This window comes from uncultured Roseobacter sp., from assembly GCF_947493125.1.
Lineage (GTDB): Bacteria > Pseudomonadota > Alphaproteobacteria > Rhodobacterales > Rhodobacteraceae > Roseobacter.
This window is the reverse complement of sequence record NZ_CANLQB010000001.1, coordinates 60,781-84,415: the sequence shown is the minus strand read 5'-3', so window position 1 is coordinate 84,415 and position 23,635 is coordinate 60,781. Positions and strand designations below refer to the sequence as shown.

25 protein-coding genes are annotated in these 23,635 nt (G+C 64.1%); 12 read left to right on the top strand and 13 right to left on the bottom strand.

Annotated features, from left to right (window positions below):
• Position 1 precedes the first annotated feature (1 nt).
• Positions 2-232, top strand: a complete 231-nt coding sequence (locus Q1A71_RS00445) for a DUF1289 domain-containing protein (protein ID WP_299670586.1) — start codon at positions 2-4, stop codon at positions 230-232.
• Positions 233-283: 51 nt separating this feature from the next.
• Positions 284-676, top strand: coding sequence for a tautomerase family protein (locus Q1A71_RS00440; RefSeq protein WP_299670584.1), 393 nt, complete (start codon positions 284-286; stop codon positions 674-676).
• Positions 677-693: 17 nt separating this feature from the next.
• On the opposite strand, the gene Q1A71_RS00435 is transcribed toward Q1A71_RS00440, so the two are convergent.
• Positions 694-1,599, bottom strand: a complete 906-nt coding sequence (locus Q1A71_RS00435) for a LysR family transcriptional regulator (RefSeq protein WP_299670581.1) — start codon at positions 1,597-1,599, stop codon at positions 694-696.
• A gap of 87 nt (positions 1,600-1,686) precedes the next feature.
• Here Q1A71_RS00435 and metF point away from each other — a divergent pair, with 87 nt between their 5' ends.
• Entirely contained in the window at positions 1,687-2,556 is an 870-nt protein-coding gene (gene metF / locus Q1A71_RS00430) for a methylenetetrahydrofolate reductase [NAD(P)H] (RefSeq protein ID WP_299670579.1), read from the top strand.
• A 69-nt stretch (positions 2,557-2,625) separates the two neighbouring features.
• Positions 2,626-3,105, top strand: a complete 480-nt coding sequence (locus Q1A71_RS00425; RefSeq protein ID WP_299670577.1) for a PaaI family thioesterase — start codon at positions 2,626-2,628, stop codon at positions 3,103-3,105.
• A 39-nt stretch (positions 3,106-3,144) separates the two neighbouring features.
• Here the strand turns inward: Q1A71_RS00425 and Q1A71_RS00420 are convergent, their stop codons facing one another.
• The gene (locus tag Q1A71_RS00420; protein WP_299670575.1) at positions 3,145-3,672 is read right to left on the bottom strand and encodes a flavodoxin domain-containing protein; all 528 of its coding nucleotides are present in this window, start codon (positions 3,670-3,672) and stop codon (positions 3,145-3,147) included.
• 367 nt (positions 3,673-4,039) lie between these two features.
• Here Q1A71_RS00420 and Q1A71_RS00415 point away from each other — a divergent pair, with 367 nt between their 5' ends.
• The gene (locus tag Q1A71_RS00415) at positions 4,040-4,243 is read left to right on the top strand and encodes a hypothetical protein (protein WP_299670573.1); all 204 of its coding nucleotides are present in this window, start codon (positions 4,040-4,042) and stop codon (positions 4,241-4,243) included.
• 112 nt (positions 4,244-4,355) lie between these two features.
• Here the strand turns inward: Q1A71_RS00415 and Q1A71_RS00410 are convergent, their stop codons facing one another.
• The 3 genes from Q1A71_RS00410 to Q1A71_RS00400 form a co-directional block, all read right to left on the bottom strand.
• A complete protein-coding gene (locus tag Q1A71_RS00410; RefSeq protein WP_299670571.1) occupies positions 4,356-5,093 on the bottom strand; it encodes a hypothetical protein in 738 nt (245 codons plus the stop codon).
• A gap of 106 nt (positions 5,094-5,199) precedes the next feature.
• On the bottom strand, positions 5,200-6,240 hold the full coding sequence (locus Q1A71_RS00405; RefSeq protein ID WP_299671931.1) for a DUF2235 domain-containing protein: 1,041 nt from the start codon (positions 6,238-6,240) through the stop codon (positions 5,200-5,202).
• 16 nt (positions 6,241-6,256) lie between these two features.
• Positions 6,257-8,554 carry a xanthine dehydrogenase family protein molybdopterin-binding subunit gene (locus Q1A71_RS00400; protein WP_299670569.1) on the bottom strand — a complete coding sequence of 766 codons (2,298 nt, stop codon included), beginning with the start codon at positions 8,552-8,554 and terminating at the stop codon, positions 6,257-6,259.
• A 142-nt stretch (positions 8,555-8,696) separates the two neighbouring features.
• Between Q1A71_RS00400 and Q1A71_RS00395 the strand changes: the two genes are divergently transcribed.
• Positions 8,697-11,951, top strand: coding sequence for a valine--tRNA ligase (locus tag Q1A71_RS00395; protein WP_299670567.1), 3,255 nt, complete (start codon positions 8,697-8,699; stop codon positions 11,949-11,951).
• A 9-nt stretch (positions 11,952-11,960) separates the two neighbouring features.
• A complete protein-coding gene (locus Q1A71_RS00390) occupies positions 11,961-12,290 on the top strand; it encodes a DnaJ family domain-containing protein (protein ID WP_299670565.1) in 330 nt (109 codons plus the stop codon).
• A gap of 7 nt (positions 12,291-12,297) precedes the next feature.
• Here Q1A71_RS00390 and Q1A71_RS00385 read toward each other — a convergent pair whose 3' ends face one another.
• Positions 12,298-13,086, bottom strand: a complete 789-nt coding sequence (locus tag Q1A71_RS00385) for a crotonase/enoyl-CoA hydratase family protein (RefSeq protein WP_299670563.1) — start codon at positions 13,084-13,086, stop codon at positions 12,298-12,300.
• Positions 13,087-13,199: 113 nt separating this feature from the next.
• On the opposite strand from Q1A71_RS00385, the gene Q1A71_RS00380 reads away from it, so the two are divergent.
• Both Q1A71_RS00380 and Q1A71_RS00375 read left to right on the top strand, forming a co-directional pair.
• Positions 13,200-14,303 carry a pyridoxal phosphate-dependent aminotransferase gene (locus tag Q1A71_RS00380; protein ID WP_299670561.1) on the top strand — a complete coding sequence of 368 codons (1,104 nt, stop codon included), beginning with the start codon at positions 13,200-13,202 and terminating at the stop codon, positions 14,301-14,303.
• A 54-nt stretch (positions 14,304-14,357) separates the two neighbouring features.
• Positions 14,358-14,573 carry a hypothetical protein gene (locus Q1A71_RS00375; protein WP_299670559.1) on the top strand — a complete coding sequence of 72 codons (216 nt, stop codon included), beginning with the start codon at positions 14,358-14,360 and terminating at the stop codon, positions 14,571-14,573.
• Here Q1A71_RS00375 and Q1A71_RS00370 read toward each other — a convergent pair.
• Complete coding sequence (locus tag Q1A71_RS00370) at positions 14,563-15,777, bottom strand: aminotransferase class V-fold PLP-dependent enzyme (RefSeq protein ID WP_299670557.1); 1,215 nt, start codon at positions 15,775-15,777, stop codon at positions 14,563-14,565. The two genes, Q1A71_RS00375 and Q1A71_RS00370, sit on opposite strands and share 11 nt — an antisense overlap.
• Positions 15,778-15,863: 86 nt before the next feature.
• The gene (locus Q1A71_RS00365; RefSeq protein ID WP_299670555.1) at positions 15,864-16,538 is read right to left on the bottom strand and encodes a TIGR04283 family arsenosugar biosynthesis glycosyltransferase; all 675 of its coding nucleotides are present in this window, start codon (positions 16,536-16,538) and stop codon (positions 15,864-15,866) included.
• Between the two features lie 81 nt (positions 16,539-16,619).
• Between Q1A71_RS00365 and Q1A71_RS00360 the strand changes: the two genes are divergently transcribed.
• A complete protein-coding gene (locus Q1A71_RS00360; RefSeq protein ID WP_299670553.1) occupies positions 16,620-17,360 on the top strand; it encodes a folate-binding protein in 741 nt (246 codons plus the stop codon).
• A gap of 9 nt (positions 17,361-17,369) precedes the next feature.
• Here the strand turns inward: Q1A71_RS00360 and efp are convergent, their stop codons facing one another.
• A complete protein-coding gene (gene efp / locus Q1A71_RS00355) occupies positions 17,370-17,933 on the bottom strand; it encodes an elongation factor P (RefSeq protein WP_299670551.1) in 564 nt (187 codons plus the stop codon).
• A 220-nt stretch (positions 17,934-18,153) separates the two neighbouring features.
• Here efp and Q1A71_RS00350 point away from each other — a divergent pair, with 220 nt between their 5' ends.
• Positions 18,154-18,474, top strand: a complete 321-nt coding sequence (locus Q1A71_RS00350) for a DUF6280 family protein (protein ID WP_263844874.1) — start codon at positions 18,154-18,156, stop codon at positions 18,472-18,474.
• A gap of 57 nt (positions 18,475-18,531) precedes the next feature.
• Here Q1A71_RS00350 and Q1A71_RS00345 read toward each other — a convergent pair whose 3' ends face one another.
• Positions 18,532-19,110, bottom strand: coding sequence for a cobalamin biosynthesis protein CobQ (locus Q1A71_RS00345; RefSeq protein WP_299670548.1), 579 nt, complete (start codon positions 19,108-19,110; stop codon positions 18,532-18,534).
• Between the two features lie 63 nt (positions 19,111-19,173).
• Here Q1A71_RS00345 and Q1A71_RS00340 point away from each other — a divergent pair, with 63 nt between their 5' ends.
• On the top strand, positions 19,174-20,643 hold the full coding sequence (locus tag Q1A71_RS00340; protein WP_299670546.1) for a cobyric acid synthase: 1,470 nt from the start codon (positions 19,174-19,176) through the stop codon (positions 20,641-20,643).
• A gap of 37 nt (positions 20,644-20,680) precedes the next feature.
• On the opposite strand, the gene Q1A71_RS00335 is transcribed toward Q1A71_RS00340, so the two are convergent.
• From Q1A71_RS00335 to Q1A71_RS00325, 3 genes are all read right to left on the bottom strand, one after another.
• Positions 20,681-21,286 (bottom strand): hypothetical protein, encoded by a 606-nt coding sequence (locus Q1A71_RS00335; protein WP_299670544.1) that lies wholly within the window; start codon positions 21,284-21,286, stop codon positions 20,681-20,683.
• A gap of 69 nt (positions 21,287-21,355) precedes the next feature.
• Positions 21,356-22,798: a TolC family outer membrane protein gene (locus tag Q1A71_RS00330; protein ID WP_299670542.1), complete on the bottom strand. Its 1,443-nt coding sequence runs from the start codon at positions 22,796-22,798 to the stop codon at positions 21,356-21,358.
• Between the two features lie 45 nt (positions 22,799-22,843).
• Positions 22,844-23,497, bottom strand: a complete 654-nt coding sequence (locus Q1A71_RS00325; RefSeq protein ID WP_299670540.1) for a protein-L-isoaspartate O-methyltransferase — start codon at positions 23,495-23,497, stop codon at positions 22,844-22,846.
• Positions 23,498-23,635: the final 138 nt, after the last annotated feature.

The following is a 23,635-nucleotide window of genomic DNA, read 5'->3' as shown; positions in this document are numbered from 1 at the left end:
CATGACAGACGACATCTGGCGCCGCGAGGAGGTCGAAAGCCCCTGCATCAAGATCTGCGTGATCCACCCGGACGCGCGGCTCTGCACCGGGTGTTTGCGCTCGATTGACGAGATCACCGCCTGGTCGAAGATGAGCCCCGAGGCGCGCCGTGCGGTGATGGCCGAACTGCCCGCCCGCCAGGGACAGCTGAGCAAACGGCGCGGCGGACGCGCCGCCCGTCTGGCAAAATAGCACCACAAGCCGCGCGGCCCCTGCCCACCCCTCCCGCAACAGGAGCGCCCAATGCCCTTCAATAAGATCCACGTGCCACAGACCCTGCCCAGCGATCTCTGCCACGCCATCAATGACGAACTGCACGCCAGCCTGGTCGAGACCTGCGGCGTCAACCCGGATGACTTCTTCTGCCTGATCTGCCGCTATGCGCCGGAGGACATGATCTTCCACCCCAGCTTTCTCGGCGACCGCGACCCCAGGGCGACGATCGTGATCGAAATCGCTCTGCTCGGCGGCCGGACGGAGGCGCAGAAAGAGGCCCTCTACACCGACGTCCGGCAGCGGCTCGGGCGGATCGGGCTGCCGCCGCAAAACTCGATCATGTTCCTGCTGGAGAACGCGCCCATCGACTGGTCCTTCAGCCCGGCGGGATCGGTGAAGTCGGTGCTCGGCCTCGACTGAGACAGGCCGCCTGTGGGTCAGACCGCCTGCAGCTTGCGCGCCTCCTCGCCCGCAAACTCCAGAAGCTGCTGCACGAAGGGTTTGCTCAGATCGTCACTGCGCACCGCCGCATAGAGCCTGCGGGTGATGCCGTCGCTGGTCAGAGGCCGCGTGATGTAATCGGAGGAATATTTCACCTCGCGCACGACCCAATCGGGCAGCACCGAGACCCCGCGATTCGACGCCACCAGCAGCAGGATCACCGCCGTCAGCTCCACCTGCCGGATCGACGCAGGCTCCACCTTGGCCGGGATCAGAAGCTGGCTGAAGACATCCAGCCGCGCGCGCTCCACCGGGTAGGTGATCAGCGTCTCGCCACGAAAATCCTCCGCTTCGACATAGGCGTTCTGCGCCAACGGGTGCGCGCGCGCCGCCACAAAAACCGGCGCGTAATCAAAGAGTTCGATGAATTCCACCCCCGGCAGCTCCTCCGGATCGGAGGAAACCACCAAGTCCACCTCCTCCTTCAGCAACGCCGGCATCGCGTCAAAGGCAAGCCCGGGCCGGATGTCCACATCCACCTCGCCCCAGTTCTTGCGAAACCGCTCCAGCACGGGAAACAGCCACTCGAAACAGGCGTGGCATTCGATGGCGATGTGCATCCGCCCCGCGCTGCCCTCACGCAAGCCGGTGAACTCCTCCTGCAGCGCCTGCACCTGCGGCAGCACCTGCTGCGCCAGCTTCAGGAGCCGCAGCCCCGCCGGCGAGAGCTTCAAGGGCTTTGAGCGCCGCACGAAGAGCTCGACCCCCGCCTGATCCTCGAGACCCTTGATCTGATGGCTGAGCGCAGACTGCGTGATGTGCAGCTTTTCCGCCGCCAGCGACAGCCCACCCGCCTCGTGGATCGCCTGGATGGTGCGCAGATGACGAAATTCTATATGCATAGCGCGCTCATGTTAAAGATGAGAGTTATGAGTTTGTCTCACGAAGCGGCCTGTGGCACAAGATGCGCAACCCCAGAGGATATCGCCATGCCCACCCCTTCCGTTTCCTTCGAAGTCTTTCCGCCGCGGTCCATCGACGCCTCCTTCAAGCTGTGGGAGACCGCGCAGGCTCTCGCGCCGCTGGAGCCGCGCTTCTTCTCGGTCACCTACGGCGCGGGCGGGAGCACGCGCGATCTGACCCATGACGCGGCCTACACACTGCACAAATCCTCCGGCCTGCCGGTGGCCGCGCATCTGACCTGCGTGGGCGCCTCCAAGGCCGAAACCCTTGCCATCGCCCAGCGCTTCGCGACAGCCGGAATCACCGATATCGTCGCCCTGCGGGGCGATGCGCCCGAGGGACAGGATCACTTCACCCCGCATCCGGACGGCTTCGCCAATTCAGTCGAGCTCATCGAGGCTCTGGCGCAATCGGGCCAGTTCACCCTGCGCGTCGGCGCCTACCCCGAACAGCATCCTGAGGCCGCCACGCAAGCGGCCAACATCGACTGGCTCAAAGCCAAGATCGACGCGGGTGCAGCCGAAGCGATCACCCAATTCTTCTTCGAGGCCGAAAGCTTTCTTCGCTTCCGCGATGCCTGTGCCGCGGCAGGCATCACCGCACCGATCACCCCGGGCATCCTGCCGATCATCAACTGGCAGAGCGCCCGGAAATTCGCCCTGCGCTGCGGCGCGACCGTCCCCGCCTGGCTCGACCAGGCCTTCGATGCGGCGATCCGCGACGAGCGGCACGACCTCTTGGCGACAGCAGTCTGTACAGAGCTTTGCTCCGATCTGGTCGATGAGGGCGTGGAAAGCTTGCACTTCTACACGCTCAACCGCCCCGACATGACGCGCGAGATCTGCCACGCGCTCGGCGTGACCCTGGCCACGACCGGCGTGCGCGACGTCGCGTAACCTCTTGTCTCCGCGCTTCGGCGCCGCTTAGCTGCCCGCACGTCATCTCGTCCGTGTCGGAGCCACCCCATGTACAGTGCCACCTCGCCCGCCGATCTGCTCAGCCAGGCGGAAATCCTGTCGATGTCGGGGCTGGAGTTCATGCAGGGCATCCTCGACGGACGCTTTCCCGGCCCGCCCATCGGCCAGACCCTGGGGTACCGGCTGCATGAGGTGCAGGGCGGCCGCGTGGTCTTTCGCGGCACGCCGGAATTCAACGTGACCAATCCGATGGGCACGGTCCACGGCGGATGGTACGGCACGCTGCTCGATTCCGCGATGGCCTGCGCGGTCATGACCAAAGTGCCGCGCGGCTCGGTCTATACGACGCTTGAATTCAAGATCAACATCACCCGGGCCATCCCGCTGGGCATGCCCATTGACTGTCTGGGTGAGGTGGATCACACCGGGCGCTCCACCGGGGTCGCCCATGGCGAGATCCGTGGCATCGAGGACGGCAAGCTCTACGCCACCGGCTCAACCACCTGCATCATCATGGCCCGGGGCTGAGCCCGCACGACCGGACTGCACAGGCCCGGCCCATCACGATCAAGGTGCCGTGGCAAACGCGTCCAGCTCCTGGCGCAGCGCCGCCCAATCGGTGAACTCCTTCGGACCGTCGCTCACATCATAATCGAAATCCCGCAGCACCACGTGGCGCAGGATCTGCGTCTCGAAATACTCATAGCTGCCCGCCTGCACCGCCCCCGGCACCAGCAGCGTGCGGGTCGCGGCAAAGCGGGCGCGCATCTCCATTTCGGTCACATACTCCTGGGCCTCCGCCTGCCCCTCCGCGAAGGCCGCGTTGAGGCTGACCGACAGCATCAGCGTCGGACGCGCCTCCAGCTCCGTTCGATGCGCACCCAGAAAAACCTCGAAAGTCAGCGGATGACGCCGCTCATGCACCGGCGCGGCCAGCACGGCCCGCTCAAAGCCGTCCACATCCAGCGGCGCGGTCTTGTCGGCGGTGTCGAACACCTCGACGGCGACACCCGCCTGACGCAGGTGATCGGCCACAAAACCGGCAATCTTGCCGGTCTGCCCCTCCAGGCTCGCATAGGCCACCAGAACGGTCATGACGCCCTCCATGTCGTGCATCCGCGCGCAGCCTAGACCAGCCGCGTGCGCCGGGCCTTGTTCCAGATCAAAGGGCGGTGGTGTGGTCTGTGGCCCAGTCCCGCCTCCCATGGCCGGCGTATTTGCACCGAAGCTGCAATTGACAGTTGAGCGACTCGGCGTTGCCTGCTATTCCCCCCGGCACGGAAACCCTGAACCTGAAAGGTCAGACATGAAGAACTGTCAGTTTACACCACTGCGCCGGGTAGGCGCGATGATCCGTTAACGCGGTCTGACAGGTTTCCAATCTGAAGGCCGCCTCATGATGCGGCCTTTTTTAATGAATCCCCCTCATGTGGCGGCTTTCCATCATCCATGGAGAGCAAAGATGCCAAGTTTATCATTCTACATCCCCGTCAGCCGGTCGCGCGGCCTCTTGCTGCGGCTGGTGGCCATCCTGGCGCGACCACCCCGGCGGCACCGGTCCTATCTGCGGGGCCGCACCGAACTGCCGGAGTATCTGCGCGCGGACGTGGGGCTTCTGCCCGAAGTCGAACGTCCGCCGCCCGATTTGCACCGGTTTCCGTTCTGAGGGGGGCCCGCCGGGCCGGGGCAGCCAGCTGCCCCGGCCCGGCGGGCACGCGCGCGGCTGCACCCGCAGCACCCTTATGGCGCCGGGCGGGCGCAATTAGATCCAGAGGCTCCTACCCTTTTATCACCTTGTCGTCTTGTGTCAGGTAATAACCGGTTGCATGTTCATGCCCGCCCGACCCGTTCGAGCCGACAAAGATCTCACCATCCTTGTCGATCCAGAAATCAAAGTTCTTCGCCGTCTTGTCCTTGACCAGACTCCTCAGATGCTTGATCGGAATGCCGCTCTTGATCGCCGGCTTGACCACCAGATGGTAGTCATCGCCAGGAAAGAACCGGTGTCCGATCCGCTGACCCGTCCCTGTCACCGCATTTTCCGACGGCGCCTCCTCGAGCAGGTTGGCATCGTTCAGACCACCGGAGACATGGCCGACAGAACTCAGGACTTGGTCTTTGATTTCGTAGTCCCGCATCGTGTGCTCACCGCTGTCTGCCAACTCCCTCAAAACCTTTGCGATATCGCCTTTCCCGACGCCCGCATCCTCGAAATCAAGGCCAAACTCCTCCAGCAGATACTCGGCGATCTCTTCCAGCTCACTGGTTTTCGTTTTTGCATCGAACGTGTTCGGGTCGTCGAAGTCCACGATCGTCAGCTTGGCTTGCATCACAGCCGTCCCTGGTACTGCGCGCGTCTGCTGCCGCGCGACATAGGCATCTGCCAGCCCCTGCAGATGGGCCAGCCGACGCTGAACCGGCGCCTGCCCGTTCTGATGGCGTCCGCCCTCTTCGGGCCGCGCCGGTCGCTGGCCCGCAGGCAGGGCAGCACGCCGTCTTTCAGCCCGTTCACGCATACCTGTCCCTCCCTGACCCGGACACAGAGACGCCGGACCGAGCCCGCCCCTCGCACCGCCTGCGCCTCAGTCTATGGGTTTTGCCGGTCAAGGCAAGAACGGCGGCTCAGACGGTCTTGCCAAACCCCAGCCAGCCGCGCGGCGCCGGTTGCGCCATCTGGCGCAGGGTCACGCTGTCATGTACGCGCTCCGACGGGTCCAGCAGCATCCTGCGCGCACGCCGGGTCACAAACCATTTCCCATTGCCGCGGAAGGTGCCCAGCATCGGGGCGGTCGCGTCCTGGGCCAACCGCGCGCTCCAGCCCTCGGGCAGAGGCAAGCCGTTGATCTGCGCCCGTTCCAGCATCCAGACCAGCGGGATATTCGCCAGAGGCCGCGCCGCCTCATAGCCACCCAGTTGCCCGCCCACATCGCCATGGGTGCCTGCGAACCAGACCTGCTCGACCCGGCCGCGGTACCCCTCGGGCGAGGACCAGAGCACCGGCTTGTAGGCCACCCGCGTCTCGTCCAGCGCCAGCGCGTGAAACCCCGCCTTAACGTTGTGGCTGAGCTGATGGTTGTGAAACGCATGACGCTTTTCGCTGAACCGCCAGAGCACCGGCGCATTGAACCCCAGCGATTTCACCGTGTCCCACACCCCGATCATCTCGATCTCGATGCCCCGCATGCAATGAGCCTCGGCAAAGGCTTGCGCGCAGGGGCTGGACGGGTCGCCCTCGTAATGGCGATAGACGTCGCGAATGTTCCGCTCGGTTGCGTCCTCGGCCTTCAGAAGGCCCATCAGGTCGATCACACCGGCCAGGCTGCGCACCGCATAGGCCCCGCGCGAATAGCCCATCAGGAAGATCTTGTCGCCCGGACGGTAGCGCGACGCGAGATAGCCATAGGCCCGCCGGATCTGCCGGTTGATGCCCCGCCCCATCATCACGTCCATGGCCGAGCGCCAGCTGCTCCACTGCAGCCCGGGTTCATAGTAGATCGACAGCGGGCTGCCCACCTCGCGGCAGAGATGATAGGCGCGCCCCGCATTGGTCTCGCACCCGGGCTCCAGCGAGGACATCGTGCCATCGAGGATCACCACATGAACGACAGGCCCCCGGCGCGGGCCGAAATCGCTGTCGGGCCGGCGCCAGAACCTGCTGCGCAGCCAGCCGAGCCATCTGTTATTCCGCCGCGATGGGCTCACCGTTCAACAACTCCCAGACCTTGTGCGGCGTGAACGGCATATCCGCCTGCCGCACCCCCCGCTCCCAGAGCGCGTCCTGCACCGCGTTTGCCACGGCAGCCAGCGCGCCCACCGTACCGGCCTCGCCGCACCCCTTCATCCCCATGATGTTGGCGGTCGACGGCACCGGTTCCGATGTGAATGAAATATTGGGGACGTCATCGGCGCGCGGCAAGGCATAGTCCATGAACGATGCCGTGAGCAATTGACCGTCCTCATCGAAGACAACATGCTCGGTGATCGCCTGCCCGATCCCCTGAACCACCCCGCCATGCACCTGACCTTCCGCCAGCATGGGGTTGATAAGGTTGCCGAAATCGTCGACGACGGTATAGCGGTCCACCATCACGACGCCAGTCTCCGGGTCCACCACGACCTCTGAAACATGACAGCCGTTGGGAAAGCTGCGCGCGGGCAGCGTCTCGCGCGCCTCGTGCATCAGAAGATCGTCGCGGCCCTGGGCGCGGGCCATCTCGGCGACCTCCAGCATGGTCGGCGTGAGGTTCGAGCCCTCGGCGCGAAAGCGTTCATCGTCAAAGGCGATCTCGGAGGCGGGCACGCCCATCTCATCGGCGAGAAAATCGGTGAAGGCCTGCGTGATCTGCGCCACCGTCGCCAGCGTCGCATTGTTCTGCACGGTGACGGAGCGCGAGCCGCCGGTGCCGCCCCCCCGCGCAATGAGGTCGCTGTCGCCCTGCACCACAAAGATTTTCTCTGCTGGAATACCGGTCTGATCGGCCAGGAAAGACGCGAAGACCGTCTCGTGCCCCTGGCCCGTGGATTGTGTGCCCACAAAAATCGTCACCGTACCGTCCTCGTTAAACGTGATCTTCGCGCCTTCGCTAGGATCACCCAAAATACTTTCGATATAGTAACACAAACCGACGCCGCGCAGTAGACCCTTGCCTGCATCAGTCTGTTTCCGCGCCGCAAATCCGCTGAAATCCGCCTGCGCCAGCGCCCGGTCGAGCACCTTGTCGAAGTCGCCCACGTCATAGGTCTCGCCCGTCGCGGTGGCATAGGGAAACTGGTCCGGCCTGATGAAATTGCGCCGCCGCAGCTCCACCGGGTCGACGCCCAGCTCACGTGCCGCGCGGTCGATCAGCCGCTCCAGCACATAGATCGCCTCGGGCCGCCCCGCCCCGCGATAGGCATCCACGTAAGTTGTGTTGGTATAGATCCCTTCCACCTGCAGCCAGGTGGTCTGCACGTCATAGACCCCCATCAACACCCGGCTGAACAGCTGGCTCTGGATGAACTGCCCGAAGTGGCTGTTGTAGGCGCCCATGTTGCAGCGGCTGTGCACCCGATAGGCGATGATCTTATTGCTTTCGTCAAAGGCCAGCTCGGCGGTCGAGGTCAGATCGCGGCCCGCGTTGTCGGTCAGCATGGCCTCTGTCCGCTCCGACATCCAGCGCACAGGGCGCCCGGTCAGCCGCGCGGCATAGGCGGCCAGCGGATACTCGGGATAGGGAAACCCCTTCATGCCAAAGCCGCCCCCCACATCGGGGTTGGTCACACGCACCTGATCCGCCTCAAGCCCCAGCGCGCGCGCAATCGCGTTTTTCTGCTCCCAGACGCCCTGGCCGCCCAGCGACACATGCACCCGGTCGCCGTCCCACTCGGCGTAACAGCCGCGCGGCTCCAGAGAGCTGACGATGATGCGGTTGTCGCCCACCTCCAGGCTGACGGTCTTGGCCGCGGATTTGAACGCAGCCGCCGTGGCCGCCTCATCCCCCATGCCCCAGTCGAAGGCCAGGTTGTCCGGCACATCCTCATGCACAAGTGGCCCGCCTGCGGCCAGATCCATCTTGGCCGACAGATCGTCATACTCCAGCTCGATCAGCTCGGCGGCATCGCGCGCCTGCTCCAGCGTCTCGGCCACGATGAACGCCACGGGTTCGCCCACAAAGCGCAGCTTGCCCTTGGCCAGGAGGGGCCGATCGGGGGCGGCCCCGGGGCTGCCATCGCGGTTCTTGACCGTCGCCGCGAACATGTCGATCTTCAGCCCCGCCGCCTCCAGATCCTCGACCGTCAGCACAGCCTGCACGCCCTGCGCCGCGCGCGCCGCGCTGACATCGAGCCCGGTGATCACCGCATGCGCCACCGGCGCGCGAAAGACAAAAGCCCGCAGCGCCTCCGCCGGAGCGAGATCATCCACATAGCGCCCCTGCCCGGTCAGAAACCGCACATCCTCAACACGTTTGACAGACTGGGACCGGCCGAATTTTTCCATGGAAAGGCTCCTTTGGGCACTAGCGTTTGAGCGGACCTTAGCTGCGGCGGCTCACTTGTCCAGTCACGCGGGACCCGCCCCTTCCCCTTGCCAGCGACATTCGTTAGAGCACGTCTTGATCAGATCTTGGACGGACGAGCCCATGCCGATGGAAAAAACATTCGACGCACAGACAGCCGAAGCCCGCCTCTACGCCGCCTGGGAACAGGCAGGCGCCTTCGCTGCGGGCGCCAATGCCGCCCCGGGGGCCGAGACCTTCTGCATCATGATCCCGCCGCCCAATGTGACGGGCGCACTGCATATGGGCCATGCCTTCAACAACACGCTTCAGGACATCCTGGTGCGCTGGCACCGCATGCGCGGGTTCGACACGCTCTGGCAGCCGGGGACGGATCACGCAGGGATAGCCACGCAGATGGTGGTCGAGCGCGAGCTCGCCAAAGAGGGCAATATCGGCCGCCGCGAGATGGGGCGCGATGCCTTTCTGGAGCGGGTCTGGCAACAAAAGGTGAAATCCCGCGGCAATATCCGAAGCCAGCTCGAACGGCTCGGGGCCTCCTGCGACTGGTCGCGCGAGGCCTTCACCATGTCGGGTGCGCCGGGCGATCCGGGTGACACGCCGGGCGGGCAGAACTTTCATGACGCCGTGATCAAGGTCTTTGTCGAGATGTACGAAAAGGGCCTCATCTACCGCGGCAAGCGGCTGGTCAACTGGGACCCGCATTTCGAGACGGCGATCTCGGACCTCGAAGTGGAGAATATCGAGGTCGACGGGCACATGTGGCATTTCAAGTACCCTTTGGCCGGCGGTGAGACCTATGAGTATTTGGAGAAGAATGAAGAGGGGGAGGTGGTCCTGCGGGAGGAGCGCGACTACATCTCCATCGCCACCACGCGGCCCGAAACGATGCTGGGGGATGGCGCGGTTGCGGTGCACCCGTCAGACGCGCGCTATGCACCGATTGTCGGTAAGCTCTGTGAAATCCCGGTGGGCCCGAAAGAGCACCGTCGCCTGATCCCGATCATCACCGATGAATATCCGGACCCGGACTTCGGCTCGGGTGCGGTCAAGATCACCGGGGCGCATGACTTCAACGACTATGCGGTCGCCAAGCGCGGTGGCATTCCTTTGTACCGCCTGATGGACACGAAGGGCGCGATGCGCGACGACGGCGCGCCATACGCTGAGGCCGCCGCGATTGCGATGGCCGTGGCACAGGGGGAGCGGGAGCTCAGCGAGGCGGAGGCCGATGCGGTCAACCTCGTGCCGGACGATCTGCGCGGGCTTGACCGCTTCGAGGCGCGCAAACGCGTGGTCGAACAGATCACCCGCGAGGGGCTGGCGGTCATGGTGCCGGTCGCCAATCCGGACCCCGAAGATGCCTTCCTGCCGGTCGAGGAGCCGTTCCTTGAGCCGCTCGTCGAGGCCAAGAAGATCATGCAGCCCTTTGGCGATCGGTCAAAGGTTGTCATCGAGCCGATGCTGACCGACCAGTGGTTTGTCGAGACCTCCAAGATCGTGCAGCCCGCGATTGATGCGGTGCGCTCGGGCGAGGTCGAGATTTTCCCCGAGCAAGACAAGAAGGTCTACTTCAACTGGTTGGAAAACATCGAGCCCTGGTGCATCTCGCGCCAGCTCTGGTGGGGGCATCAGATTCCGGTTTGGTATGGGCCACACCCCGAAGACATTGATGCGGTCGCTTCGGCATTGGCTGAGCCTGGAACAGCATTCCGTGAGCATATGGCTAAGCAGTTTCGAGGTGAAGCATCGAAGCCTTCGGCTGTCGGGAACGCATTTCTTGCGCGTGCCGAAGCAATGGCAAAGATGCGCAAGATTTCTATCTGCGCGGCGACGGAGGCTGAAGCGCTCGAGAAAGCGGCCGAAATCTACGGATCGAATTTCAACATCTCGGTTCATATCCCAACAGTTATGCAGGGGAGCAAGCACCGCCCTGGCGATGGTACATATGTAACACAAGCTGAGTGGGTCCGTGTTTTGAATGACGGCGAAGGGACCGTTGCGCTACAGATCGAACGAGACCCCGACGTCCTCGACACATGGTTCTCTTCCGGGCTCTGGCCCATCGGCACGCTTGGCTGGACGGGCGATGCGGAAGCGGACGCCGCCAATGACGCGCTGCAGAAGTACTTCCCGACCTCGACGCTGATCACCGGCTTCGACATCATCTTCTTCTGGGTCGCGCGGATGATGATGATGCAATACGCCGTGGTCGGCCAGAAGCCCTTCGACACCGTCTATGTCCACGCCCTCGTGCGCGACGAGACCGGCAAGAAGATGTCGAAGAGCTTGGGCAATGTGCTCGACCCGCTGGACCTTGTCGATGAATATGGCGCCGATGCCGTGCGCTTCACGCTCACGGCCATGGCCGCCATGGGGCGGGACCTGAAACTCTCGACCCAGCGCATCGCCGGATACCGCAATTTCGGCACCAAGCTGTGGAACGCCTGCCGCTTTGCAGAGATGAACGAAGTCTTTGCCCAGCGCGCGGCGCGCACCGACGTAATACCGACGCAAAACCGACCCGATACCGACGTGACACAGACGGTGAACAAATGGATCATCGGCGAGACCGGGCGGGTGCGCGAAGAGATCGACGCGGCGCTGTCGGACTACCGGTTCAATGACGCTGCGAACGCCGCCTACAGCTTCGTCTGGGGCAAGGTCTGCGACTGGTACCTGGAGCTGTCGAAACCGCTTCTGCAGGATGAGGCGAATGCGCATCTGGCCGAGGAAACCCGCGCCACGATGGCCTGGGTGCTGGACCAGTGCATGATCCTGCTGCACCCGATCATGCCCTTCATCACCGAAGAGCTCTGGGGCGAAACCGGCAAGAGAAACAAGATGTTGGTGCATGCGGACTGGCCCACGTACACGGCCGCCGAGTTGGTCGATGAGGCGGCGGATCAGGAACTGAATTGGGTGATTTCGCTCATCGAGGCGATCCGCTCGGCGCGGGCGCAGATGCACGTGCCCGCCGGTCTCTATGTGCCCCTGCTGGTCAGCGATCTCGATGCCGCTGGCCGGGCGGCCTGGGACCGCAACGAGACCATGATCAAACGTCTTGCCCGGGTCGAGGCATTGGACAAGACGGATAGCTTCCCCAAAGGCACGGTGACCCTCGCTCTTCCGGGCGCGACCTTCGGTCTGCCGCTAGCGGATATCATTGATATCGCTGAGGAAAAGGCGCGCCTGCAAAAGACCCTCGACAAGTTGGGCAAAGAGCTTGGTGGCCTCCGCGGGCGGTTGAACAACCCGAAATTTACCGCCTCGGCCCCGGCCGAGGTCGTCGCAGAAACGCGCGCCAACCTCGCCCTGCGCGAGGAAGAAGAGGGCAAGCTGAAGGAAGCCTTCGCGCGGCTCGCCGAATTGGGGTAAGATGCGCGCATGCGCAGCTTTCGCTCTCTCGTCGAACGGCAGATCGCCAAGGCCCATGCCGCAGGTCAGTTGCGCGGGCTGAAAGGCGAAGGCGTCCCCCTGCCCGACCGCCCCGCCGAGGCTTCCGAAGACGCAGCCCTCTCGACCGGCATGCGGATCATGGCCGAAGCGGGCGTGCTGCCGGCGGAATTCAAGTTGAAAAAACAGCTCGACGCGGCGCGGCAGACCTATGCCAAAGCCGCCGATGACGAGGCCCGAAAGGCGGCCATGCGCATCCTGGCCGATCTCGAACTCCGCTATGAAATCGCGAGGGAGGCGCGCCGCAAGTTCATGTCCTGAGCGTTGCCTAGTCAAAGACCGGCGCGCGTTTTGCAAACTGCGCCGCGATCACCTCTATCTGCTCCGGTGTGCCAATGAGCCCCGCCTGCAGGCGCGACTCGGCCAGCAACACCGCCTCTGTATCCTCTTGTTCCGCAACAGAAATCAACGCCTTCGCCGCGCGGATCGCCTTGGGGCTCCTGCCGGCGACCTCTCCGGCAAGCGCCATAGCCGCCGCCAGGGGATCCTCTGCAATCTCGGTCACCAGCCCCCAACGCTCGGCCTGTGCGGCGTCAATCGGCGTGGCGGTATAGACCAGCCTGCGCAACACATCCGAGCGCACCAGCCGCGGCAGCAGAACCATGCCGCCCATGTCGGGCACGATGCCCCATTTCATCTCCATCACCGCCAGCCTCGTCTCGGGCGCCGCAATCCGCACATCCGCCCCCAGCGCAATCTGCAGGCCCGCTCCGAAACAGACCCCATGCAGCGCGGCGATCACGGGGATCTCTAGCCGGTGCCAGACCATGGCCGCCTCCTGCCACTGGTTGGTAGTGCCCTCGCCATGGGTGCGCGGCATGATCATCGCCTCGATGTCCTTGCCGATCATCCCGCCCAGGCTGCCGACGTCGATGCCCGCGCAGAACCCCTCACCCGCCCCCGAGAGCACAACCGCCCGCGCCGTTGAGCCCGCAACCGCCGCGCCAGCGGCGATCAGCGCCTCGAACATCTCCGGATCGACCGCATTGCGCTTCTCCGGACGGTTCAATTGCACGTGGGCGATATGGTCGGTCACAGTGACGGTCACACGCGACATCGGAAGCCTCCTGCTGTTTGACCCATTTGACCGTTGCAGCGCTGCAATAGCCAGACAAACGTTGGGGAAGTCACGCTCTTGCCGAACCGGGCAGCACCGTTTTATGTGACGCCATGACTGAATTCCGCCTGACCTCCCTTGCCCAATCCCTGCCCGACACCGTGCCCTTCGTCGGCCCCGAAACACAGGAGCGCGCGCGCGCGCGGCTCTTCGACGCGCGGCTCGGGGCCAATGAAAACGTATTCGGCCCCTCGCCCATCGCGATCCGTGCCATGGCTGAGACGCAGCACTGGATGTACGGCGATCCCGAAAGCTTTGAGCTGCGCGAGGCACTCGCCGATCATCACGGCATCACGCCGGATATGATCGTGGTGGGCGAAGGGATCGACGGGCTGTTGGGCTATCTCGTCCGGATCATGGTGGCCCCGGGCGATGCGGTGGTGACATCCGATGGTGCCTATCCGACCTTCAACTATCACGTGGAAGGCTATGGCGGTGTCCTGCACAAGGTGCCCTACCGCGACGACAAGGAAGATGTTGACGCACTCTTCAAAAAGGCCGCCGAGGTCGATGCCAAGCTCGTTTACCTCGCCAACCCAGACAACCCGATGGGCACCGCACATGACGGCACGGATATCGTGGCTGCACTTCAGCATCTGCCGGAGGGCACGCTTCTGGTGCTGGATGAAGCCTATCTGGAGTGCGCCCCGCAAGGCGTCGCCCTGCCGCTTCCGATGGATGACCCGCGTGTGATCCGGATGCGCACCTTTTCAAAGGCTTACGGGCTGGCAGGCGCGCGTGTGGGCTATGCCATCGGTGCACCGGATCTGATTGCGGCCTTCGACAAGGTGCGCAACCATTTCGGCATGAACCGCGCCGCACAGGCAGGTGCGCTTGCGGCCCTCGATGATCAGACCTGGCTGCGATCGGTGCAGGCGCGGATTGTGGCCTCGCGCAACCGGATCGCGGACATCGCCCGCAAGAACGGCCTCAAGCCGATCCCGTCGGCGGCCAACTTCGTCGCCATCGACTGCGGCGGTGGCCCGGAGTACGCCAAGGCGGTGCTCTACGAGATGGTGTCACGCGGGGTCTTCATCCGCATGCCGCTCGCCGCGCCGCAAAACCGCTGCATCCGGATCAGTTGCGGCACGCCCGCGCAGCTCGACATCCTGACCGAGATCCTGCCCGTCGCCGTCCGCGCCGTAGAAATGGGCTGACGCGCGCCACTGGTGGTCTATACTCCGCAGAAGCGGCAACGGATGAGACACGATATGGACAGAGACAAGCTCGGGCGGGCGCCGAACTACACCACGGCCTGCATCGTGATGTTTGGGGTCAATCTGACCTGGATCCTGCTGTTTCTCTTCGCGATCTGGGGGCTGATCGCGGCAATATTCCTGGGCCTCGCGGTGAACCGCTGGGTGGATTGGCTGGACCAGCGCCGCCGCGCCGAGGAGGCCCGCTGGGCCATCGCGCCTAAGCGCTGACCTCGCCGATCACCGCAGCCGCAGCAGCAAGCGCGCCGGGTCCATGCGGGATGTTGAGGGCGCACATGCCCGCCTCCATCCCGCCGAGAAGCCCCATGATCATCTGCCCATTCACATGTCCCATGTGACCGAGCCGGAAATGGCCGTGCCAGGCGGGATCCGCCTTGTCCACCATGCCCAGACCGATGCCGAGCGTCAGGCCCAGATGCGCCTCGGTCCAGGCCCGCAGGTCGCTGGCCAGCGGCGGGTCAAGACGCAGCGAGGTGACCGCACGGCTGCGGTCTTTCGGGTCCGCCATGTTCATCCGCAATGACCCCTCGCGGCCCCAGGCGTCACAGGCGGCCCAGATGGCGCGCGCCAGTCGCTCGTGCCGCGCCCAGACAGCCTCCATACCCTCGGCGTGGATCAGATCGAGCGCCGCCCGCAGCCCATAGATATGATGTGTGGGCGCGGTGCCGTTCCAGTATTGCCAGAAGTCATCCGGCTCTGCCCGCGGGTGCCAGTCCCAATAGTTGCTGACCCGTGGCATCGCGGCGCGCACATCGGCAGCCTTGTTATTGAAGAAGACGAACCCGACGCCCGGCGGCACCATCAGCCCCTTCTGACAGCCTGCCACCATCACATCGACACCCCACGCATCCATCTCGAAGACATCGCAGCCCAGCGAGGCGATGCAATCGGCCATCAGCAACGCCGGATGCCCTGCCGCGTCCAGGGTCGCGCGCAGGGCCGCGATGTCGTTGCGGGCCGAGCTAGAGGTGTCCACATGCACCGCAAGCACCGCCTTGATCCGATGCATGGTGTCGGCTGCCAGCGCCTCGGCGATGGGCGCCATCTCCATCGGGGCCGCCTTGCCGAAGTCAATCACCTCGACCTCTGCGCCGAGCCCTTCGGCCATGCCCGCCCAGCCCATGCCGAAGTGGCCGGTGGAGGGCACGAGCACCTTGTCGCCCGGCGCGATCACATTGGCAAGCGACGCCTCCCAGACCCCGTGCCCATTGGCGATGTAGATCGCCACATGGCCATCGGTCCGCGCCACCCGTTTCAGATCAGCCACAATGCCCGGCATCATCTCAGGCAGCTCACCCGCATAGATATTGGGCGCGGGCCGGTGCATGGCGGAGAGCACTGCCTCGGGCATCACCGAGGGTCCCGGTATCGCAAGATATCCGCGTCCGGAAGGGACGTTGGGCATTTGGGGCATAAGGGCTGTCCTTTTTGGCGTGCTGCCACTCTAGCCCCGAAACGCAGGTGGTCAATCACGAAGACCGCCGCTGCGCGAGGCGCTCTTCAACGTCGATAGCTCTGCGCCAGACGGTCCGGCGACACACCGGAAAAATACCTCAGCAGGGTCCAGAGGTTGCGCGCCCCCCGCCGAAGCCAGCCCTGTGCGTGATAGCGGGCAGGGCTGGTCTCAGCCACCGCGTCAATGCCCATGAGTTTGCCCTTGAGCGCGCGCGCCAGGGCCACATCCTCCATGAGTGGCTGGTCCGGATAGCCCCCAACATCTGCATAGAGCGCCCTGGGCAGCAACAGTCCCTGATCGCCATAGGGCAGCCCCATGCGGCTGCGCAGGTTGGCCCAGCCGGCAACAATGCGCCCGGCCAGACCGCCACGGGCGAAGGCCAGCCGGAACCAGCCGGCCCGCCGCGTATCCAAATGCAGGATAACAGGCCCGACCCAGCCACTCCGCAGCTGCGTATCCGCATGCAGGATCAGGATCCACGCCCCCTGCGCCGTATCACAGCCCCGCGCCAGCTGCCCCCCACGTGAGGGCGGGCCGGTCACCACCTCGGCGCCCCACGCCCTGGCCACCGCAACCGTCGCGTCCTCGGACTCGCCGTCGCTCACGATCAGCTCGCGGATCAGGCCAGCCTCCAGCCCCGGCACAAGTGCTGCGAGGCAGCCGCCCAGCTGCGCTTCGGCATTCAGCGTTGGTATCACCACCGAGATCGGTGCCCGCATGCGTCTTTCCCTCTCGCCCACCCTCTTCTTCTTGGCGGCGGGCTCTCTATATGACATTCATCGCCCAAAGAGGAGGCCCACATGACCAAACGTCGCATCCTGAAGATCACCGGCCCCGACGCGCGGGACTTCCTGCAGGGGCTGATCACCAATGATGTCGAGCGGCTCACCGAAGGCCTCGTCTATGCCGCTCTTCTGACACCGCAGGGTAAATATATTGCGGACTTCTTCCTGGTCCCTGCGGAAGAAGGCATTCTGCTCGACGTCGCGGAAAGCCTGGGCGACATGCTGAGCCAGCGACTGACCATGTACAAGCTGCGGGCCAATGTGACGATTGAAACGGCCCCGCTCCATCTGCACCGCGGTGTGGAGGACATGCCGGAAGACGGGTTCGCCGACCCCCGGCACCCGGCCCTCGGCTGGCGCGCGTATCGCGAAACACCGCAGGAGGACGACAGCATCGACTGGACAGCACTGCGGGTCGCCCATCTGATCCCGGAGACTGGGGTGGAGTTGACACCTGACACCTTCATCCTCGAGGTCGGGTTCGAACGCCTCTCGGGCGTCGATTTCCGCAAGGGCTGCTATGTCGGGCAAGAGGTGACCGCACGGATGAAGCACAAAACCGACCTGCGCAAAGGGCTTGCACAGGTCAGCGTTTCGGGTCCGGCAGAGGTGGGCACCGAAATCCTCTCGAACGGGAAGGTCGCAGGTACCTTGCTCAGCCGGTCGGCGGACAGGGGGCTGGCCTACCTGCGCTATGACCGCGCCGTGGGCGACATGGCCGCCGGCGACGCCACCGTCACGCGGACAGACGCCTGAGCGGACAGATCAGGCGCGCTCGGCGTATTCCATGGTTTCAGTATTGACCACGATGTCTTCGTCCTGACCGACAAACGGCGGCACCATGACCTTGACGCCATTGTCCAGCACGGCCGGCTTGAAGGAATTGGCCGCCGTCTGGCCCTTCACCACCGGTTCGGTCTCGACCACCTTGCAGGTCACCTTCTGCGGCAATGTGGCGTTCAGCGCCTCGTCTTCGTAGAATTCCACAACGATGGTCATTCCGTCCTGCAGAAACGGACGGCGCTCTCCCAATAGCTCCACCGGCAATTGCACCTGCTCATAGGTTTCGGTGTCCATCACGATCAGCATGCCCGCATCTTCATAGAGAAACTGCTGGTCTTTCTGCTCCAGACGTACCCGCTCGACCTTGTCGGCGCTGCGGAACCTTTCATTCAATTTGGAACCATTTCGCAGGTTGCGCAGTTCCACCTGAGCGAAAGCCCCGCCCTTGCCAGGTTTCACATGATCGACTTTGACAGCCGCCCACAGACCGTCGTTATGCTCCAGAACGTTTCCGGGGCGGATTTCGTTTCCGTTGATTTTAGGCATCTAGGCGGACCATGGCGAAAGGTTGATGATTTGTTGACGCTCCCTATATCTGGCGGGATGGGTGGTGACAAGACAACGATATCTCGTGCTGCGGGTGCAGAATGCCATGCGCATTTTGCATACAAGCCATGCAATTACAGGGTATCCGAATCGCCTCGACTTCGCCATAAGGGACGTCACGCCGGAAAGACAAGAGCAAGAATAATGGAAAGGACGACGAATGAAGGATTTCGTTGACGGCACAGCCTTTAACAATGAGCAAGGCAACCGTGCACGTAAACTTTTCGCAGCCGTGGTACTGGCTGCATTGGACGACGCCATAGCGGACGACAAGAAATATGGCAATGGTCCGGAACAGATTGCCCGCTGGGCGCGCTCGCGCGATGGTCGCGAAGTGCTTAGCTGTGCCGGGATCGACCCCAATGAACGGGTTGTGGCCGGCCTGATGGAATTCGTCGGCAAGGGTGTGCGCACCTCGGTGGCACTGTCGCGCGAAGAATCCGAGCGTCGCAACGCGGCCCAGCAAGCCGAAGCGGCCTGACCTACCGACGTCCAACCCGACAAAAGCGCGCCTCTCTGCAGGCGCGCTTTTGTGTTTTCAGCTGTCTGTGAAGAAAAACAGCCACTGGCGTACCACCCAAATCTCCATGACCAGCAGCGCCGTGACCAGCATCAGCATGCCCCAGCCGAACCTGCGCTGCCAGAGGGCGAGCGCCGCCAGCGTCGCAAGAAAAGCCTCGATGGGCGCCAGCCACATCGCGCCGTGGTCCCGGTCCCAATAGCTCAGAGGGCTTTCGAAGATCCAGCCTGACAGAGGCCAGAAATGGGCCCGCCCGTCGTCGTGATGGAGCGGAAAGTCGAGGCACAGGTGCAGCAGCGCGGCGCCGGTCAGCGCAACCGCCCAGGGCACACCACGCCACAACCCCAAGGCAAACAGACACCCCCAGACCACAAACGAATTGTCAATGGCAAAGATGGTCTGCCACGCCTCCGAGAAGTAAAGCTCGTCAAAGACGATCTGCGGCGGGATACCAAAGACATAAAGCGCGCTCCCCGCCAGCAGATAGAGCGACAGGTCCGGCAGGAGCGCGCCGATCATTGCCGCTCCAACCACGGTGAGGTTGCCCTTGCGCCCCATCACGGCGGCTCCGATCAGCAAATGCGCCGGCGTGTTCATATTTGCTCCTTTTCCTTCCGCCGATCATGCGTCACCTTGCGCCAAACGGGAAGAGGAAGACCCATGGCGCGGGCACTCATGATCCAGGGCACCGGCAGCAATGTCGGCAAATCCGTCATCGTGGCAGGGCTTGCGCGCGCCTACACACGCCGCGGCCTCACGGTCCGCCCGTTCAAGCCGCAGAACATGTCCAACAATGCCGCGGTCACCGTCGACGGTGGCGAGATCGGGCGCGCACAGGCCTTGCAGGCGAAGGCCGCCGGCGTGCCGCCACACACGGATATGAACCCGGTTCTGCTCAAGCCACAGTCCAACACGGGCGCCCAGATCATCGTGCAAGGCCAGGTCTTTGGCGCACAGGAGGCCCGCGCCTTCGGCGAGGCCAAGGACCAGCTGATGCCCTATGTGCTGGAAAGCTTCGACCGCCTCGGTCAGACCTGTGATCTGATCCTGGTGGAGGGGGCCGGCAGTCCGGCCGAGACCAACCTGCGCGCCCGCGACATCGCCAACATGGGCTTTGCCAGGGCCGCAGATGTGCCCGTGGTGCTCATGGGCGATATTGATCGGGGCGGCGTCATCGCGCAAATCGTAGGCACGCAGGCGGTATTGGACACAGAGGACCAGAGCCTGATCAAGGCCTTTGCCATCAACAAGTTCCGCGGCGATGTGCGGCTCTTCGACGGTGGGCGCGACGATATCTGCGCCCGGACGGGCTGGCCCTGCCTGGGCGTCATCCCCTGGTTTTCCAGCGCAGGGCACCTGCCCGCCGAAGACGTCGCCGATCTGCCAGCGCGTGCCAACTCCGCCGGGCGCGGCCTCACCATTGTGGTGCCACAGCTGCCGCGCATCTCCAACTTCGACGATCTCGACCCCCTCGCCGCAGAAGCGGAGGTCCGGTTGATCGTCGTGCCTCCCGGCACCCCCCTGCCCGCCGAGGCGGACGTGGTGCTTCTGGGCGGCAGCAAGGCCACGCTGGCCGATCTCGCAGCCCTTCGCCGCGAAGGCTGGGATGTGGACATCGCCGCCCATGTGCGCCGGGGCGGTCACGTTCTCGGTCTCTGTGGCGGCTATCAGATGCTGGGACGGTCGATTGCCGACCCGCAGGGCATCGAAGGCCCACCCGGACGCGCGGAGGGCCTTGGCTACCTGAACATCGACACCGACCTGCTTCCGCGCAAGACACTGCGCCTGAGCACCGGAACGCACCGCAGCAGCGGGGCCGCGTTGACGGGATATGAGATCCACATGGGTGAGACCACCGGACCGGACTGCGCCCATCCCTGGCTCGAGGTCGATGGCCGCCCGGAGGGGGCAAGCGCCTACGCAGGGCGTGTCCAGGGCTGCTACCTGCACGGCATCTTTACATCCGACGCGTTCCGACGCGCCTGGCTCGCGCAGTTTGGCCTGACGTCACGCGCCGCCTATGATGCCCTGGTGGAGCAAACGCTGGACGATCTGGCCGACCATCTGGAGCGGCATATGGACCTCGACCATATGCTGACCATCGCGCGACCCCCGACGCGCACGCCCTGAGGGACGCTCTCACGCCGCCGGTTCTTCCTTCGGCTGATCAGTTGAGATCGCGCGCCGCCAGCGCCCGGTGAATCTCGCGGCGCACAAGTTTGCGGATGTTCCGTGTGATGCGCTCGCCAAGCGGCCCTTGCAGTTCGGACCGGACGATCTCGGCCACCAGATCCCGCAGCGCCGCCTCATCGAGAATTTGATCCGCACTCTGAAGGTCGTCCGCCTCCGGGGTCTCCGCCTCATCCGGATCCAGCGACGCACCTGTCGCGTCTAGCGCGCCCTCCTGCGACCACTCCATGTCCGCGCCCGCAGTGCCGGCATAGTCATCGCTGCCGGTCCCGTCGGGTTCCCACTGATCTGCAGTCTCCGCAATTTCCGTCTCAAGCGCTGCGATCTTGGCGGACAGCTCATCGAGCCCGAGGTCCGATCCTGCGGTCTGGTCCCCCTGCTGACCCGCCTGCGGTTCCGGCAGGTGCACCGCATCGGATGGGCGCAGTTTCAGGACGTCGGCTTCGGACACCCGCTGCTGCGGAGACAGCACCAAGGTATCCGACGCAGCGCGCACGGTGCCTCGTGTGGCCTTGTCACTCACCAGGCGCCGAATGGATGACAGAATGTCTTCCACATCTGAATTTGTATCGGTCTTCGGCATATCGCTCCGGATCTACACGGTACGATTGTACCTGCCACGCCGCATCGAGACAATGGCGCGCCGGCCAGATCATTGTTTCTGCAGCGCGCGCAGCACCCGGTCCAGCTTCCGTCCTTGGGTTGAAGAGGGCAGAGGCGCGTCCTTGACCAAATTGTAATAGGCATTGGGGTCGTACTGCTGCACCCCAAGCGACAGATCTTGCGCCGTGAGCCGCCCCGTCGCCTGCAGGACAGCATAGGCCGCCACATAGAGGTTGGCCTGATCCGAAATGCGCGAGGTCTCCGCATCGAGCAATTCCTGCTCCGCGTCGAGAACATCCAAGGTGGTGCGCGCACCCAGGGTCGCCTCCTCCCGGACGCCTTCAAAGGCGATCCGTGCCGCGCGGATTCGCTCTTCGCTGGCCTGGAGGCTGGCGCGCTGCGCAGCCAGCGACGCATAGGCTGATCCCACGTCCTGGGAGACCTGCTTGCGCACCTCGATCAGATTGCCCCGTTGCGCATCCCGTGACGCGATCGCAGAGCGAATTCCAGCCGAGAGCCCGCCACCGCGATAAATCGGCCCACTCAATTCAATCCCGATATCGCCCGAGCGCGTGTAGTTGCTGTTGCCCAGGTTCTCCGTCAACCCCAGCGAACCAACCGCCGACACGGTCGGTTTCAGGCTCGCCTTGGCGCGCATGATGTTGAGCTCGGCAACCGCCACGAAGTGCTGCGCGGCGAGCAGGTCCGGATGGCTCTGGATGGCCCGCGCGCGCGCGCTTTCCACATTGGTCTCCAACCGCGGCAACGACGGCGGGGCGGAGAGATTGCCCGGCGCATTGCCCACAACGCTGCGGTATTCCTCCTCGGCCTGCAACAGATCGCCCTGCGCCGTCGCGAGGCCGCTGCGGGCCTCTGCCAGGCTCGCCTCGGCCTGTGCGACATCGGTGCGCGTGACCTCGCCCACTTCAAAACGATCCTGGGCGGCCCGCAATTCCTGTGTCAGCAGCCGCAGGTTGTTCTGACGCAAAGAGACGAACTCCCGCGCAGCGACGACATTCAGATAGGCCGACACCGCCCGCAGCAGCACCGACTGTTCGAGACTGATCAGCTGTTGCCGAGTGCCGAGAACGGTCTCTTTCGCCGCATCGACGCCCAGCGAGGTCGCACCGCCGTCGTAAAGCAGCAACGATGCCGCGAGACCGATGGTGCCGGTGGTCGACTCCAGATTCGAGGTGGTCTGGCCGCCGATGGTATTGAAGGCCCTGCGGTCTCCAAAATCGCGGGTCAGACTGGCCGTGTAATTCAGGATCGGCCGCAGGGCCGAGACCGCTGTCGCCACATCCTCATCCGCCGCGCGCAAAAGCGCCCGGTTCTGGTCCAGAAGACCGCTGGTCTTGTAGGCCGCAACCAAGGCGTCCGCCAGCGTCTCGGCTTTTGCTGCAGGGGCTGCGAGCACGGCAACCAGCCCCGCCGACAGCGTCAGGCCGCGGCACCACGCCGTCAGCCGCTTGGGTTTCTCTGCTTGGGCCATTGTTTTGCCTCTTCCTGTTCCGCCCTGCTCGGGCCTCGGGGTGAATTAGAATTCGAAAACGTCTTCCTTTGCAAATCCCGGCAAAACGGGCGCGCCCGCATTGAAAGACATGCGCCAGGACAGCGTATCGCCCGTTTTGTGACCGATCCGGACCTCGCCGAGCGCGCCATCCATGAAGAGGCAGGCGACGCGCCCGCCCTCCTTGATCTGATCCCGCAATGTCTGGGGCAGTTCGGCAACGGCGCCCTGAATGACAATCACATCATAAGGACCGTGCTGCGCCGCACCCTCAACCAGCGGTCCCACATGAAGAATGACGTTGTCGGCGCCCGCCTCCGCCAGCGCATCCTGCGCCTCCCGCGCCATGTCCTCATCCTGCTCCACCGCCACGACCGCTTCAGCCATGCGCGCGATCACAGCTGAGGAATAGCCAAGCGCCGCGCCCACATCGAGCACAAGCTCATCGTTCGAAATATCGAGCGCGTCCAGCATCTTGGCGAGCGTGCGCGGCTCCAGAAGAACCCGGCCACCTCCCAGATTGAGGTTTTCTCCCATATAGGCCGCCTCGCGCTGTGCCGCAGGCACGAAGCTCTCACGCGGGATGCTCAGCATCGCATCAATGATCGGAAATTTCGTGACGTCTGAGGGCCTGACTTGGGTATCGACCATCATCGTGCGGCGCGTGGCGAAATCGATCATGTGGCTAAACTCGTCCGTTCAGTTACCAGTGTCCGAGATGTGCCACATTCCCGGGCGTCCGGCAACGCTCATACGTGGGATTTTGCCGGTTTGTGACACTTGCGGCACCCTTGCGAATGGGATAGCAGTGCGTCCACA

Coding starts and splice junctions, on each gene's coding strand:
- Q1A71_RS00330 (WP_299670542.1), bottom strand. CDS start 22,798: ATGGCCCAAGCAGAGAAACCCAAGCGGCTGACGGCGTGGTGCCGCGGC.
- Q1A71_RS00420 (WP_299670575.1), bottom strand. CDS start 3,672: ATGACCGTTCTGGTGGCCTATGCGAGCCTGGAGGGGCAGACCGGCAAG.
- Q1A71_RS00400 (WP_299670569.1), bottom strand. CDS start 8,554: ATGGAAAAATTCGGCCGGTCCCAGTCTGTCAAACGTGTTGAGGATGTG.
- Q1A71_RS00395 (WP_299670567.1), top strand. CDS start 8,697: ATGCCGATGGAAAAAACATTCGACGCACAGACAGCCGAAGCCCGCCTC.
- Q1A71_RS00370 (WP_299670557.1), bottom strand. CDS start 15,777: ATGCCCCAAATGCCCAACGTCCCTTCCGGACGCGGATATCTTGCGATA.
- Q1A71_RS00440 (WP_299670584.1), top strand. CDS start 284: ATGCCCTTCAATAAGATCCACGTGCCACAGACCCTGCCCAGCGATCTC.
- Q1A71_RS00375 (WP_299670559.1), top strand. CDS start 14,358: ATGGACAGAGACAAGCTCGGGCGGGCGCCGAACTACACCACGGCCTGC.
- efp (WP_299670551.1), bottom strand. CDS start 17,933: ATGCCTAAAATCAACGGAAACGAAATCCGCCCCGGAAACGTTCTGGAG.
- Q1A71_RS00325 (WP_299670540.1), bottom strand. CDS start 23,497: ATGATCGATTTCGCCACGCGCCGCACGATGATGGTCGATACCCAAGTC.
- Q1A71_RS00425 (WP_299670577.1), top strand. CDS start 2,626: ATGTACAGTGCCACCTCGCCCGCCGATCTGCTCAGCCAGGCGGAAATC.
- Q1A71_RS00340 (WP_299670546.1), top strand. CDS start 19,174: ATGGCGCGGGCACTCATGATCCAGGGCACCGGCAGCAATGTCGGCAAA.
- Q1A71_RS00365 (WP_299670555.1), bottom strand. CDS start 16,538: ATGCGGGCACCGATCTCGGTGGTGATACCAACGCTGAATGCCGAAGCG.
- Q1A71_RS00435 (WP_299670581.1), bottom strand. CDS start 1,599: ATGCATATAGAATTTCGTCATCTGCGCACCATCCAGGCGATCCACGAG.
- Q1A71_RS00445 (WP_299670586.1), top strand. CDS start 2: ATGACAGACGACATCTGGCGCCGCGAGGAGGTCGAAAGCCCCTGCATC.
- Q1A71_RS00350 (WP_263844874.1), top strand. CDS start 18,154: ATGAAGGATTTCGTTGACGGCACAGCCTTTAACAATGAGCAAGGCAAC.
- Q1A71_RS00345 (WP_299670548.1), bottom strand. CDS start 19,110: ATGAACACGCCGGCGCATTTGCTGATCGGAGCCGCCGTGATGGGGCGC.
- Q1A71_RS00335 (WP_299670544.1), bottom strand. CDS start 21,286: ATGCCGAAGACCGATACAAATTCAGATGTGGAAGACATTCTGTCATCC.
- Q1A71_RS00415 (WP_299670573.1), top strand. CDS start 4,040: ATGCCAAGTTTATCATTCTACATCCCCGTCAGCCGGTCGCGCGGCCTC.
- Q1A71_RS00410 (WP_299670571.1), bottom strand. CDS start 5,093: ATGCGTGAACGGGCTGAAAGACGGCGTGCTGCCCTGCCTGCGGGCCAG.
- metF (WP_299670579.1), top strand. CDS start 1,687: ATGCCCACCCCTTCCGTTTCCTTCGAAGTCTTTCCGCCGCGGTCCATC.
- Q1A71_RS00390 (WP_299670565.1), top strand. CDS start 11,961: ATGCGCAGCTTTCGCTCTCTCGTCGAACGGCAGATCGCCAAGGCCCAT.
- Q1A71_RS00380 (WP_299670561.1), top strand. CDS start 13,200: ATGACTGAATTCCGCCTGACCTCCCTTGCCCAATCCCTGCCCGACACC.
- Q1A71_RS00385 (WP_299670563.1), bottom strand. CDS start 13,086: ATGTCGCGTGTGACCGTCACTGTGACCGACCATATCGCCCACGTGCAA.
- Q1A71_RS00360 (WP_299670553.1), top strand. CDS start 16,620: ATGACCAAACGTCGCATCCTGAAGATCACCGGCCCCGACGCGCGGGAC.